The 13,137-nt window shown below is 64.3% G+C and carries 14 protein-coding genes, 2 pseudogenes and 1 riboswitch; of the genes and pseudogenes, 6 read left to right on the top strand and 10 right to left on the bottom strand.

Features of this window, described 5'->3' with window-relative positions; all coding sequences use genetic code 11:
• From ACQKPE_RS23895 to tkt, 6 genes are all read right to left on the bottom strand, one after another.
• Positions 1 to 506, bottom strand: a 506-nt coding sequence (locus ACQKPE_RS23895) for a class II fructose-bisphosphate aldolase (protein ID WP_427669145.1), incomplete at its 3' end; no start/stop codon positions are given.
• A 96-nt stretch (positions 507 to 602) separates the two neighbouring features.
• A complete protein-coding gene (locus ACQKPE_RS23890; protein WP_427669144.1) occupies positions 603 to 932 on the bottom strand; it encodes an MliC family protein in 330 nt (109 codons plus the stop codon).
• Positions 933 to 983: 51 nt separating this feature from the next.
• On the bottom strand, positions 984 to 1,202 hold the full coding sequence (locus ACQKPE_RS23885) for a hypothetical protein (protein WP_427669143.1): 219 nt from the start codon (positions 1,200 to 1,202) through the stop codon (positions 984 to 986).
• Positions 1,203 to 1,234: 32 nt separating this feature from the next.
• Positions 1,235 to 2,398 (bottom strand): phosphoglycerate kinase, encoded by a 1,164-nt coding sequence (locus tag ACQKPE_RS23880; RefSeq protein ID WP_427669142.1) that lies wholly within the window; start codon positions 2,396 to 2,398, stop codon positions 1,235 to 1,237.
• 12 nt (positions 2,399 to 2,410) lie between these two features.
• Positions 2,411 to 3,469: an erythrose-4-phosphate dehydrogenase gene (gene epd / locus ACQKPE_RS23875; RefSeq protein ID WP_427669141.1), complete on the bottom strand. Its 1,059-nt coding sequence runs from the start codon at positions 3,467 to 3,469 to the stop codon at positions 2,411 to 2,413.
• A 153-nt stretch (positions 3,470 to 3,622) separates the two neighbouring features.
• Entirely contained in the window at positions 3,623 to 5,620 is a 1,998-nt protein-coding gene (gene tkt / locus ACQKPE_RS23870; RefSeq protein ID WP_427669140.1) for a transketolase, read from the bottom strand.
• A 242-nt stretch (positions 5,621 to 5,862) separates the two neighbouring features.
• On the opposite strand from tkt, the gene ACQKPE_RS23865 reads away from it, so the two are divergent.
• The 3 genes from ACQKPE_RS23865 to ACQKPE_RS23855 all read left to right on the top strand — a co-directional run bounded on the left by ACQKPE_RS23865 (position 5,863) and on the right by ACQKPE_RS23855 (position 8,681).
• Entirely contained in the window at positions 5,863 to 6,858 is a 996-nt protein-coding gene (locus tag ACQKPE_RS23865; protein ID WP_427669139.1) for an ArsR/SmtB family transcription factor, read from the top strand.
• A 19-nt stretch (positions 6,859 to 6,877) separates the two neighbouring features.
• Positions 6,878 to 8,068, top strand: coding sequence for a methionine adenosyltransferase (metK, locus tag ACQKPE_RS23860; protein WP_427669138.1), 1,191 nt, complete (start codon positions 6,878 to 6,880; stop codon positions 8,066 to 8,068).
• A gap of 217 nt (positions 8,069 to 8,285) precedes the next feature.
• Positions 8,286 to 8,681, top strand: a complete 396-nt coding sequence (locus ACQKPE_RS23855; RefSeq protein ID WP_427669137.1) for a DUF1090 domain-containing protein — start codon at positions 8,286 to 8,288, stop codon at positions 8,679 to 8,681.
• A 37-nt stretch (positions 8,682 to 8,718) separates the two neighbouring features.
• Here ACQKPE_RS23855 and ACQKPE_RS23850 read toward each other — a convergent pair whose 3' ends face one another.
• On the bottom strand, positions 8,719 to 9,165 hold the full coding sequence (locus ACQKPE_RS23850; protein ID WP_427669146.1) for a c-type cytochrome: 447 nt from the start codon (positions 9,163 to 9,165) through the stop codon (positions 8,719 to 8,721).
• Positions 9,166 to 9,284: 119 nt separating this feature from the next.
• Here ACQKPE_RS23850 and mltA point away from each other — a divergent pair, with 119 nt between their 5' ends.
• Positions 9,285 to 10,442 carry a murein transglycosylase A gene (gene mltA, locus ACQKPE_RS23845; protein ID WP_427669136.1) on the top strand — a complete coding sequence of 386 codons (1,158 nt, stop codon included), beginning with the start codon at positions 9,285 to 9,287 and terminating at the stop codon, positions 10,440 to 10,442.
• Positions 10,443 to 10,501: 59 nt separating this feature from the next.
• Here the strand turns inward: mltA and ACQKPE_RS23840 are convergent, their stop codons facing one another.
• The 3 genes from ACQKPE_RS23840 to ACQKPE_RS23830 are packed head-to-tail and all read right to left on the bottom strand — an operon-like array spanning position 10,502 to position 12,159.
• Positions 10,502 to 10,888, bottom strand: coding sequence for an MAPEG family protein (locus tag ACQKPE_RS23840; RefSeq protein ID WP_427669135.1), 387 nt, complete (start codon positions 10,886 to 10,888; stop codon positions 10,502 to 10,504).
• A 26-nt stretch (positions 10,889 to 10,914) separates the two neighbouring features.
• Positions 10,915 to 11,748, bottom strand: coding sequence for an EamA family transporter (locus tag ACQKPE_RS23835; protein ID WP_427669134.1), 834 nt, complete (start codon positions 11,746 to 11,748; stop codon positions 10,915 to 10,917).
• A 9-nt stretch (positions 11,749 to 11,757) separates the two neighbouring features.
• A complete protein-coding gene (locus ACQKPE_RS23830; RefSeq protein ID WP_186715898.1) occupies positions 11,758 to 12,159 on the bottom strand; it encodes an acyl-CoA thioesterase in 402 nt (133 codons plus the stop codon).
• A 176-nt stretch (positions 12,160 to 12,335) separates the two neighbouring features.
• Positions 12,336 to 12,431, top strand: a riboswitch (S-adenosyl-L-homocysteine riboswitch).
• 20 nt (positions 12,432 to 12,451) lie between these two features.
• On the opposite strand from ACQKPE_RS23830, the pseudogene ACQKPE_RS23825 reads away from it, so the two are divergent.
• Both ACQKPE_RS23825 and ACQKPE_RS23820 read left to right on the top strand, forming a co-directional pair.
• Positions 12,452 to 13,051: pseudogene (locus ACQKPE_RS23825) on the top strand (adenosylhomocysteinase); the annotation flags it as partial.
• Between the two features lie 2 nt (positions 13,052 to 13,053).
• Positions 13,054 to 13,137: pseudogene (locus ACQKPE_RS23820) on the top strand (hypothetical protein); the annotation flags it as partial.

Here is a 13,137-nt window from a genome sequence, read left to right as displayed (position 1 = left end):
CAAGGCGGTGCTGACCGAAGCCGGCAGCGTGCTGCTGCGCCGCTCCCGGCACCGGTTTCCAGGCTGCCCAGGCAACCCAGCTCGCCTTCTACCGACACGCCGCAGGCGTGGGCGAACGCCACGGTCTGCTGGGTGACGCGCACGTTGTAGTCGTAGTCGGACGGGGTCTTGCCGTCCTCTTTCAGCGAGCCGTCCATCATCACCGAGCTGAAGCCCAGCTGGATGGAGCGCTGGCACACGTCAGGGCTGGTGCCGTGGTCCTGGTGCATGCACACCGGGATGTGCGGGAATTCTTCGATGGCCGCCAGGATCAGGTGGCGCAGGAACGGCGCACCGGCGTATTTGCGAGCACCGGCGGACGCCTGGACGATGACCGGGGAGTCGGTCTTGTCGGCCGCTTCCATGATGGCGCGCATCTGCTCGAGGTTGTTGACGTTGAAAGCCGGAACGCCGTAGCCGAACTCGGCAGCGTGGTCCAGCATCTGGCGCATGCTAATGAGTGCCATTGTGTATCTCTCTCCCGACAAGCGTCGTTAATTCGTGCAAGCCTGCCGCAGGGGCGGTTGCTGTTCAAGTAGTGTGGGCCATTGCGGCCCGGCCAGTCACGGTGCCTTGCAGCCCCGCCCAATCAAGTCGTTGGTTGCCACCCAGTACACCAGGCCTTCCTCACCCTTGATGTGGAAGGCCAGCACACCATCGCTGTACAGCGCCCCCGAAGCGCCCGGCTCGGGTTTGAGCCGGTAGACCTGGTCGCCGCCACCGAGGCGTACGTCGACCGCGTCCTGCTTGGCGTCGGCGTAGCGCCACAGCACTTCGGCCTGGCTGTCGCAGACCCAGCGGGTCCAGTTGTCCGTGGCGGCGGGCGCCGACGGTTGCAGCAGCGAACAGCCTGCCAGTGTCGCCAAAACCACGAGGGCTACAAGCGCTTTCATTGAATATCCCCTAGATGACCACGAATCGCGCGTCGGGTTGCCTTGAACCGATCAAGGGCAACCCGGGGCCTTGCGCTGGTGCTCGTCGTCGTACTTTTCCAGGCCATCCGGGCCCATACGCTTGTTGATCACCGGCACCGTCTCTTCCTGCCACTGCGACTGGTAACAGCCGCCCTGGGGCGCGACGGGTGCCTCGGTCTGCGGGGCCTTGCCGCTGGAGCAAGCGCCCAGCAGCAGTGCCACGATCATCACAGGCAATTGCTTGACCATTCGGTCGCTCCCTTTGCCAGGCGCCTCGCGTCTCAGGCCTTGGCCCGCTCTTCCAGGATTGCCACGGCGGGCAGGACCTTGCCTTCGACGAACTCGAGGAACGCGCCGCCACCGGTAGAAATGTAGGAGATATCCTTGCTGACGCCATATTTGTCGATGGCCGCCAGGGTGTCACCGCCACCGGCGATGGAGAACGCGGCGCTATCGGCGATGGCCTTGGCCAGTACCTTGGTGCCGTTGCCGAACTGGTCGAATTCGAACACGCCGACCGGGCCGTTCCACAGGATGGTCTTCGACGACTTCAGCAGCTCGGCGAAGTTGGCTGCGGTTTGCGGGCCGATGTCCAGGATCATGTCGTCTGCCGCCACGTCGGCGATGGCCTTGACGGTGGCTTCGGCGCTCTCGGCGAACTCCTTGGCAACCACCACGTCCACCGGCAGCGGCACGCTGACCTTGGCGGCGATGGCCTTGGCGGTCTCGACCAGGTCAGGCTCGTACAGCGACTTGCCGACTGGGTGGCCGGCAGCGGCGAGGAAGGTGTTGGCGATGCCGCCACCGACGATCAGCTGGTCGCAAACGCTGCTCAGGCTGTTCAGCACGTCCAGCTTGGTCGACACCTTGGAGCCGGCAACGATGGCCGCCATCGGCTTGGCCGGGGCCTTCAGGGCCTTGCCCAGCGCGTCCAGCTCGGCAGCCAGCAACGGGCCAGCCGCGGCGACCTTGGCGAACTTGGCCACGCCGTGGGTGGAACCCTCGGCGCGGTGGGCGGTGCCGAAGGCATCCATGACAAATACGTCGCACAGCGCGGCGTACTTCTGCGCCAACTCGTCGGCGTTCTTCTTCTCGCCCTTGTTGAAGCGCACGTTCTCGAACAGCACCACATCACCGGCCTTGACCTCGACGCCGTCCAGGTAGTCGGCGACCAGCGGTACTTCGCGGCCCAGGGCCTTGCTCAGGTAGTCGGCGACCGGCTTGAGGCTGTTCTCGGCAGAGAATTCGCCCTCGGTCGGGCGGCCCAGGTGCGAGCAGACCATCAGCGCTGCGCCCTTTTCCAGGGCCAGCTTGATGGTCGGCAGCGCTGCCAGGATACGCGCGTCGCTGGCTACCACACCGTCCTTCACAGGAACGTTGAGGTCTTCGCGGATCAGTACGCGCTTACCTTGCAGGTCGAGGTCGGTCATCTTCAACACGGTCATGAATGCAGTCCTTCAGGGCTGTTTGGTGCGGGTTTGGTGAACGACGTGCAGATAATGTTCGGCAACGTCGAGCATACGGTTGGCGAACCCCCATTCGTTGTCGAACCAAGCCAGCAGGTTCACCAGGCGTGGGCCTGAGACGCGGGTTTGGCTGGCATCGACAATCGCCGAATGCGGGTCATGGTTGAAATCACAGCTGGCGTGGGGCAGCTCGGTGTAGGCCAGCAGGCCCTTCAGCGGGCCGTCCAACGCGGCCTCGCGCAGCACCCGGTTGACCTCGGCGGCATTGGTGTCGCGGGCGGTCTGCAAGGTGATGTCCAGGCACGAGACGTTGACGGTCGGCACGCGTACCGCTTTGGCCTGGATTCGCCCGGCAAGTTCCGGAAGCAGGCGTTCGATACCTCGGGCAAGGCCGGTGGACACCGGAATCACCGACTGGAACGCCGAGCGCGTGCGGCGCAGGTCTTCGTGGTGGTAGGCGTCGATCACCGGCTGGTCGTTCATCGCCGAGTGGATGGTGGTGATCTGCACGTATTCGATGCCGAACGCCTGGTCCAGCACGCGCAACAGCGGCACGCCGCAGTTGGTGGTGCAGGAAGCGTTGGACACCAGCAGCTCACTGCCGGTCAGGCAGCTTTGGTTGATGCCGTAGACCACCGTGGCATCCACGTCGGCCTCGCTGGCCATGGGCTGCGAGAACAGCACCCGTGGCGCACCGGCATCGAGGAAACGCTGGCCGTCGGCGCGGGTGTTGTAGGCGCCGGAGCACTCCAGCACCAGGTCGATGTCCAGGGAGGCCCAGTCGATACCTTCCGGGGAATCCTGGCGCAGCACTTTCACGCAGTCGCCATTGATGTGCAGGCAATCGCCGTCGACCCGCACTTCGCCGGGGAAGCGGCCATGGGTGGAGTCGAAACGGGTGAGGTATTCCAGGCTGGCCTGGTCGGCCAGATCGTTCAGCGCGACGATCTCGAAACCGGCCTTCGCCCCTCGCTCGAACAGTGCGCGCAGGACACAACGGCCAATGCGGCCGTAACCGTTGAGTGCAACTTTGTAGGGGCGCTGGGGCATTCGGGGCTCACTAAAACGTGATGGACATTGGGGCCGCGTTGCGGCCCATCGCGACGCAAGGCCGCTCCCACAAGGAACGGTGCATGCCATGCCTTGTGGGAGCGGCCTTGTGTCGCGAAACGAGGGCAATGCCCTCGCCTCACACAGTCTGAATCAGTCTTCCAGCAGCTCTTCGGCGGTGCCCAGGATGTTCTCCAGGGTAAAGCCGAATTCCTCGAACAGCGCGCCAGCCGGGGCCGACTCACCGTAGGTGGTCATGCCGATGACGCGGCCTTCGAGGCCGACGTACTTGTACCAGAAGTCGGCATGGGCGGCTTCGATGGCGATACGTGCACCCACTTCCAGCGGCAGCACCGACTGCTTGTAGGCGGCATCCTGGGCATCGAACACGCTGGTGCTCGGCATCGAAACAACGCGTACCTTGCGGCCTTGCTCGCTGAGCTTGTCGAACGCCTGCACTGCCAGGCCCACTTCGGAACCGGTGGCGATCAGGATCAGCTCAGGCTCGCCGGCGCAGTCCTTGAGCACGTAACCGCCACGGGCGATGTCGGCGATCTGCTGGGCGTTGCGGTCCTGGTGCTGCAGGTTCTGGCGCGAGAAGATCAGCGCCGATGGGCCGTCCTTGCGCTCCAGTGCGGCTTTCCAGGAAACCGCCGACTCCACGGCATCGGCCGGGCGCCAGGTGTCCAGGTTCGGGGTGCTGCGCAGGCTGGTGAGCTGCTCGATCGGCTGGTGGGTCGGGCCGTCTTCGCCCAGGCCGATGGAGTCGTGGGTGTAGACGTGGATCACGCGCTGCTTCATCAGTGCAGACATGCGCACCGCGTTGCGGGCGTATTCCATGAACATCAGGAAGGTCGCGCCGTAAGGCACCAGGCCTCCGTGCAGGGCCACGCCGTTCATGATGGCGGTCATGCCGAACTCGCGCACGCCGTAGAACACGTAGTTGCCGTTTGCGTCATTGGCCTCGACGCCCTTGCAACCTTTCCAAAGGGTCAGGTTGGAACCGGCCAGGTCCGCCGAGCCGCCGAGGAACTCGGGCAGCAGCGGGCCGAAGGCATTCAGGGTGTTCTGGCTGGCCTTGCGGCTGGCGATGGTTTCGCCCTTGGCGGCCACTTCATTGATGTAGGCCTGGGCCTTTTCGGCGAAGTCGGCGGGCAGCTCACCTGCGGTGCGGCGCTTGAATTCGGCAGCCAGCTCAGGGAAGGCCTGGGCGTAGGCATCGAAACGTTGGTTCCACTCGGCCTCGGCCTTGGCGCCCGCGTCTTTTGCATCCCACTCGGCGTAGATGTCGGCAGGAATTTCGAACGGGCCGTGGTTCCAGTTCAGTTCCTTGCGGGCCAGGGCGATTTCATCGTTGCCCAGCGGTGCGCCGTGGCAGTCTTCCTTGCCCTGCTTGTTCGGCGAGCCGAAGCCAATGATGGTCTTGCAGCAGATGAGGGTCGGACGGTCGCTTTTGCGCGCGGTCTCGATCGCCATCTTGATCTCGTCAGCGTCGTGGCCGTTGACGTTGCGAATCACCTGCCAGTTGTACGCCTCGAAGCGCGCTGGGGTGTTGTCGGTGAACCAGCCGTGCACTTCACCGTCGATGGAAATGCCGTTGTCGTCGTAGAAGGCGACCAGCTTGTTCAGGCCCAGGGTGCCAGCCAGCGAGGCGACCTCATGGGAAATGCCTTCCATCATGCAGCCATCGCCGAGGAACACGTAGGTGTTGTGGTCGACGATGTTGTGGCCGTCACGGTTGAACTGCGCAGCCATGACCTTTTCGGCCAAGGCGAAGCCCACGGCGTTGGCGATACCCTGGCCGAGTGGGCCGGTGGTGGTCTCTACACCTGCGGTGTAGCCATATTCCGGGTGGCCCGGGGTGCGGCTGTGCAGCTGGCGGAACGCCTTGAGGTCGTCGATCGACAGGTCGTAGCCGGTCAGGTGCAGCAGCGAATAGATCAGCATCGAGCCGTGGCCGTTGGACAGCACGAAGCGGTCACGATCGGCGAATTTCGGGTTGCTCGGGTTGTGCTTGAGGTAATCGCGCCAAAGCACTTCGGCGATATCCGCCATACCCATGGGGGCACCTGGGTGGCCGCTGTTGGCTTTTTGCACGGCATCCATGCTGAGGGCACGAATGGCGTTGGCACGCTCACGACGGCTGGGCATCGCTTATCTCCTGGGGCTTGAATAAGTAGTGAAACGAAAAAAGGCGACCATTTTCGCCCACAGCGGGGGCCGGGGGCAATGACGGATGGTCGCAGTCGGGAGTTTTTCCTGTGTTTAGCGTTGATTGCGCAGAAAAAACTGGAAATGAACCACTCTGTGGGAGCGGCCGCCCATCGAGCAATATCAAAACTTTTTGATATTGGCCTTGCGAGGGCAACGCTGCCTGACTAGACTGCGGCCCCATGACCTTGACCGCGCAGACCATTCCCCTTCAGAACAGCGACGAGCTGGCCGCCTTGTGCAAGGCCAGTGGCGACTCGCTGCGCCTGAATGTGCTGCGCGCGCTGGCAAGCGACTCGTTCGGCGTGCTGGAGCTGGCGCAGATCTTCGACATCGGCCAGTCCGGCATGAGCCACCACCTCAAGGTACTGGCCCAGGCCGACCTGGTGGCCACGCGCCGCGAAGGCAACGCGATCTTCTACCGCCGCGCCCTGCCCGACAGCCTGCGCCTGGGCGGTCGCCTGCACGCGGCACTGCTTGACGAAGTCGATGGGCTCAGCCTGCCAGGCGATGTGCAGACGCGTATCGCCCAGGTGCAGCAGCGCCGCGCCGCTACCGCCCAGGACTTCTTCCTGCGCGTGGAAGAACGCTTCCGCGCCCAGCAGGACCTGATCGCCGGCTTGGCGCAATACCGCGAGAGCCTGCTGGCGCTGCTCGACAACCTTAGCTTCGAACCCGGCGCCAGCGCGCTGGAAGTCGGCCCCGGCGACGGCGGTTTCCTGCCCGACCTGGCGCGCCGCTTCGCCCAGGTCACAGCGCTGGACAACAGCCCGACCATGCTCGAACTGGCCCGCCAAGTGTGCCAGCGCGAAGGCCTGGGTAATGTAAACCTGCAGTTGGCCGATGCACTGGGTGCAACGGATGTGGAAGCCGACTGCGTTGTGCTGAACATGGTGCTGCACCATTTCAGCGACCCGGCCCAGGCCCTGTGGCTGCTGGCCAACCGCGTGAAGGCAGGCGGCAGCCTGCTGGTCACCGAGCTGTGCAGCCATGACCAGGGGTGGGCGCGGGAAGCCTGCGGCGACCTGTGGCTTGGCTTCGAGCAGGACGAACTGACCCGCTGGGCCAATGCCGCAGGGCTGGCTGCCGGGGAAAGCCTCTATGTGGGCTTGCGTAATGGTTTCCAGATTCAGGTCCGACATTTCCAACGGACGGCTGGCGACACTCAATATCGGTAAATTTTAGGAACCCGTCGAAATGAGCGAATACTCACTGTTCACCTCCGAGTCCGTGTCCGAAGGCCACCCGGACAAGATCGCCGACCAAATTTCGGACGCGGTCCTCGATGCCATCATCACCCAGGACAAGCACGCCCGCGTGGCCTGCGAAACCCTGGTCAAGACTGGCGTCGCGATCATCGCCGGTGAAGTCACCACCTCCGCCTGGGTCGACCTTGAGGACCTGGTGCGCAAGGTCATCATCGACATCGGCTACAACAGCTCCGACGTCGGCTTCGACGGCGCCACCTGCGCCGTGATGAACATCATCGGCAAGCAGTCGGTGGACATCGCCCAGGGCGTCGACCGCTCCAAGCCGGAAGACCAGGGCGCGGGCGACCAGGGCCTGATGTTCGGCTATGCGAGCAACGAAACCGACGTGCTGATGCCGGCACCTATCTGCTTCTCGCACCGTCTGGTCGAGCGCCAAGCCGAAGCGCGCAAGTCCGGCCTGCTGCCGTGGCTGCGCCCGGATGCCAAGTCCCAGGTCACCTGCCGCTACGAAAACGGCAAGGTCGTGGGCATCGACGCTGTCGTACTGTCGACCCAGCACAACCCTGAAGTGTCGCTCAAAGACCTGCTGGAAGCGGTGATGGAGCTGATCGTCAAGCACACCCTGCCTGCCGAACTGCTGCACAAGGACACCCAGTTCCACATCAACCCGACCGGCAACTTCATCATCGGCGGCCCAGTGGGCGACTGCGGCCTGACCGGTCGCAAGATCATCGTCGACTCCTACGGCGGCATGGCTCGTCACGGTGGCGGCGCGTTCTCCGGCAAGGACCCATCCAAGGTCGACCGCTCCGCCGCCTACGCCGGCCGCTACGTGGCCAAGAACATCGTCGCCGCAGGCCTGGCCGAGCGCTGCGAGATCCAGGTGTCCTACGCCATTGGCGTGGCGCTGCCTACCTCCATCTCGATCAACACCTTCGGCACCGGCAAGGTCTCCGACGAGAAGATCGTGCAGCTGGTTCGCGAGTGCTTCGACCTGCGCCCGTACGCCATCACCAAGATGCTCGACCTGCTGCACCCGATGTACCAGGAGACCGCAGCCTACGGCCACTTCGGCCGCGAGCCGCAGCAGAAGACCGTCGGCGACGACACCTTCACCACCTTCACCTGGGAGCGCACCGACCGCGCCGCCGCCCTGCGCGACGCTGCTGGCCTGTAAGCCTCCTACAGCGGTAAAGGAAAGCCCCTGCCGAGCGATCGGCAGGGGCTTTTTTCATGGCGACCACAATACCCCGCAATGCACCGATACGACTCTTTGCGTCAGAATCGACTGATTATCTGTGAGCAAGTGTCACCAAGGGTTTCTAAATCGCCCGAAGCAAGGCAGGATTTCTCCTACTTTTCAGCTTGCCCCGCCCCGACATGGAGGCCTTTTCATGAAACTGTTCACCTCACTCGCCCTGTTCACCGCCCTGGGCCTGACCGCTGGCACCCTCCAGGCTGCCCAGCCTGAACCCGGCCTGACCGGCTGCGCCGCCAAGCGCAGTGCCATCGAGAACCAGCTGAAGATCGCCCGCGATAACAACAATTCAGGCCAGGTCGCCGGCCTCGAAAAAGCGCTGCAAGAGAACACCGCCAATTGCACCGACACCAGCCTGCGCAAGGAACGCGAACAGAAGGTGCTCGACGCCCGCCACGAAGTGGCCCAGCGCACCAAGGACCTGGACAAAGCCATGAAGAAAGGCGACCCGGAACGCATCAACAAGCGCAAGGAAAAGCTCGCCGAGGCCAAGAAGGAATTGCAGGCTGCGGTGGACGAGCTGGAACGCTAGAAACGGTCATTGCACGCCTGCAATGAACGGGTGGCGATCAGTGATTGCGAAATTCGCTATGGCACGCCTTGCACGCCGCTTCCACGCGGTCCATCGGCACCTTCAATTGCGTGGCGTCCAGCGGCTGGCTGCGGGTTACCTCGCGCAAGTCGCCGGTGCTCGCCTCCAGTTGCCGAGCCAGTTCATGAAAACGCGTCTGGCGCTCCCACACCTCGGGGCGCGCACTGCTGTCGCCTTCATCGCGCACCATGGGGAAATGCTGCCACGGCTCGCGGGCCAACGCATCGAGGTGCACCGCGCCCTCGGCGAAGCGGCCGCTGTCGAACGGCAGGCGACCACGCAGCATGCCGCCCATGTCCTCGCTGGTCTTGAGCATCTGTTTGAAGATCGCCTTGCGCTGGCCCAGCGGCGAGTTCGGGTCGACGCCATCGCACGCGCTCAGGGCAAGCACGGCAAGCAGTACTACGGTCAATCGCTGGAACATCTCGGTCACTTCGGCCTGCGCAAACGGGTCGCCAGTATCGCCGCCACGCAGGCAAAGGCCAATACCCCTACAGAAACAAGGGTCGAACATTCATCTTCGACCGCCACAGGACACTGCCCATGAAACAAGCCCTGCGCCACCTCGCCTGGGCGCTGCCCGCCCTGGCCCTGCTGGCCGGCTGCGATGGCGGCGACAACGCCAAGCCCGAACCCACGCCCCATGCCGTTGCCACCTATGTGCCGGCCACCTGGAAAGACCTGCCAGCAGTCAGCGACGAAGACCTGCTGGCAGGCTTCTATGCCTGGCGCAATGGCTGCGAAAAGCTCAAGCGCGATGCGGTGTGGGCACCCACCTGTGAAGCGGCGGGCACGGCCAACGCCAGCGCCGAGCAGGTGCGCACTTTCCTGGAAAACAATTTGCAGGTGTATGGCCTGCGCTCGGCGCAGAACAGCGCCAGCGGCCTGATCACCGGCTACTACGAGCCGGTCTACCCCGGCAGCCTGAAACGCACCGAGGCGGCCCATGTGCCGGTGTATGGCGTGCCCGAGGACATGATCGTGGTCGACCTGGCCAGCGTGTACCCCGAACTCAAGGGCAAGCGCCTGCGCGGGCGCCTGGAGGGCCGTGTACTCAAGCCCTACGACACCGCCGAGCAGATCAACGCCAATGGCATCAAGGCCCCCGTACTTGCCTGGCTGACCGACCCGATGGATGTGCAGTTCCTGCAAATCCAGGGCTCGGGGCGCATCCAGCTGGAAAACGGCCGCCAACTGCGCCTGGGCTATGCCGACCAGAACGGCCACCCGTACCGGCCGATTGGCCGCTGGCTGGTAGAGCAGGGCCAACTGCCGAAGGAGGAAGTGACCATGGGCAGCATTCACGCTTGGGCCCAGGCCAACCCACAGCGGGTGCCGGAACTGCTGGCCAGCAACCCCAGCTACGTGTTCTTCAGCACCCGTCCGGACAGCACCGAAGGGCCACGGGGCTCGCTCAACGTACCGCTGACAGCGGGCTACAGCGTGGCCATCGACCGCAAGGTGATCCCGCTGGGCAGCCTGTTGTGGCTGTCGACCACGCGCCCGGACGGCTCGCCGGTGGTACGCCCGGTGGGCGCGCAGGATACCGGCGGCGCGATTACCGGCGAGGTGCGCGCGGACCTGTTCTGGGGTACCGGGGCCGAGGCGGGCGAGTTGGCGGGCAACATGAAGCAGCAAGGGCAGATCTGGATGCTCTGGCCCAAGGGCCAGCCGCTGCCCGAGGTGCCGAAGGTGCTTTGAAGAAACGCGGTGAAAGCCTTGTGGGAGCGGCCTTGCGTCGCGAAAGGCCGCTCCCACAATCAGGCCGAAACCACGAAGAGCGCGACGATCAACCCCATGCCGACGATCCACGCCAGCGACCGCAGGATAGCCAGGTCGACCAGGTAGCAGATGATGTAGAGCAGGCGGCTGGTGATGTACAGCACCGCCAGCACGTCCTGGGTGACCTGTTCGGCGTTGCCGACGATATCGGCCACCAGCACTGCCGCAGCGAACGCCGGGAAGGCTTCGTGGCTGTTCTGCTGGGCCGCGTTGGCCCGGCGCGGCAGGCCAGACAGGGTGTCGAGAAAGGCGCGCGGGTCGTGGTTGTCGGCCAGGCGGAAACGGCCGCTGGCCATCTTCGCCACCCATGCGCACAGAGCCGGCAGGATCAAGGCAATCAGGATGCACCAAAGGGCGACAGTCATGGGCAGAGCTCCTTGTTGTTGAAAGGTCAGAGCTTCATCACCAGCATGCCTGCCAGGACCAGCCCGCATGCTAGGAGTCTCGGCCCGCCAAAAGGTTCTTTGAGGTAGCGCATGCCTAACACCACCACCAGGATCACGCTCAGTTCACGCAGCGCCGCTGCCTCCGCCACCGACCCCAAGTGCATGGCCCACAGCACCAACGCGTAGCTCAGCAACACGCACCCCCCCACCGCCAAGCCAAGGCGCCACTGCGTACGCCAGAACAACGCGAACGGCGCGCGCCGCGCCACGCTGGCCAGCAGCGGAAACGGCCAGGCGCTGAGCAAGGTCAGCCACACCAGGTAGTCCCAAGGCTTGCCCCACAGGCGCACCGCCTGGCCATCGAACCAGGTGTAGCAACCGATGCACAGGCCGATCAACGCCACCACCGGCAGCATCGACCACGGCAGGCGCTCGCCCCCACCGCCCTGCCACAACAGGCAGGCCATGCCGCAAGGAATCAACAGGATGCCGATGACCTGCTGCTGGCTCAGGTCTTCACCGGCGAACGCCAGGGTCAGGCCCAGCACCACCAGCGGCGACAGCCCGCGCATCAGAGGATAGACCAGGCCCAGGTCGCCGACCCGGTAGGCGCGAATCAACAGCACGCGGTACAGCTGCTCAGCGAACGCCGAGGCCAGCAGCCATGGCCAGACGGCAGCTGGCGGTGGCTCGACGAAAGCCACCGCCAGCACAGCGAAAACCAGCGCGACGGCGTCCATGCTGGCGATCACCAGCAGGCGTTCGCCGCTGAACTTGATGAGGGTGTTCCAGGTCGCGTGCAGCAGCGCCGCGACCAGCACCAGGGACGTGGCCAGCACGTGCGCGGCTTACTCCACCGCGCTGTCCGGGAACTGGTCCTGAATGTACTTGATCTCGGTACGCCCGTGGGGGGCCGGCTGGCCGTCCTCGCCGAGGTTGACGAAGACCATCTTGTCCACGGTGAGGATCGCCCGGCGGGTGATCTTGTTGCGCACTTCGCACTTGAGGGTGATCGAGGTACGGCCGAATTCGGTGGCGGTGATGCCCAGCTCGATGATGTCGCCCTGGCGCGAGGCGCTGACGAAGTTGATCTCCGAGATGTACTTGGTGACCACGCGCTGGTTGCCCAGCTGGACGATGGCGTAGATCGCCGCCTCCTCGTCGATCCAGCGCAGCAGGCTGCCGCCGAACAGGGTGCCATTGGGGTTGAGGTCTTCGGGTTTTACCCACTTGCGCGTATGGAAGTTCATCACTGCTCCTGAACGGCTTGGCTGATGCCGGTAATGATGGCAGAGCGGCTTGCCGCCCTCCATTGCACATCGACTATCGTCGCGATTAATCGACGGAAAGTCTTGGGTGTGTCACACGTGCGCGGCTATAATCTGCGCCGTTCCACATGACACCCGCCAAGGGGTCATCCCGCCACCCGTCCGAGGGGCGCTGCAGCAGGTTAACCCTGTCAGGCTCGGATGGGGCGTTGTCCGCCACGCGGACGCTCAACGCACAACGGCGCCCATTCGCACACTACGAATGGAGGCTCTCATGAGCGCTGTAAACACGCCCGCAGGTTTTGCCGACTTCAAAGTCGCCGACATTTCCCTGGCCGACTGGGGCCGCAAGGAAATCATCATCGCCGAGTCGGAAATGCCGGCACTGATGGGCCTGCGCCGCAAGTACCAAGCCGAACAACCGCTCAAGGGCGCGAAGATCATCGGCTGCATCCACATGACCATCCAGACCGCCGTGCTGATCGAGACCCTGATCGCCCTGGGCGCCGAAGTGCGCTGGTCGTCCTGCAACATCTTCTCCACCCAGGACCAGGCCGCCGCGGCCATCGCCGCAGCCGGCATCCCGGTATTCGCCTGGAAAGGCGAGACCGAGCAGGAGTACGAGTGGTGCATCGAGCAGACCATCCTCAAGGATGGCCAGCCATGGGACGCCAACATGGTGCTAGACGACGGCGGTGACCTGACCGAGATCCTGCACAAGAAATACCCGGCCATGCTGGACAAGATCCACGGCGTGACCGAAGAGACCACCACCGGCGTACACCGCCTGCTCGACATGCTCAAGGCCGGCACCCTGAAAGTCCCGGCGGTGAACGTCAACGACTCGGTCACCAAGAGCAAGAACGGCAGAAAACCTACTCCAACCCGCAGTTCACGGTGCCCACGCCAACCATGAACTTTGGCTGCATCCACGGTGGCGACAACCCCAACCGCATCTGC

Source organism: Pseudomonas sp. NPDC089554 (genome assembly GCF_050280645.1).
GTDB lineage: Bacteria > Pseudomonadota > Gammaproteobacteria > Pseudomonadales > Pseudomonadaceae > Aquipseudomonas.
This window is presented reverse-complemented; position numbering and strand designations above follow the sequence as displayed.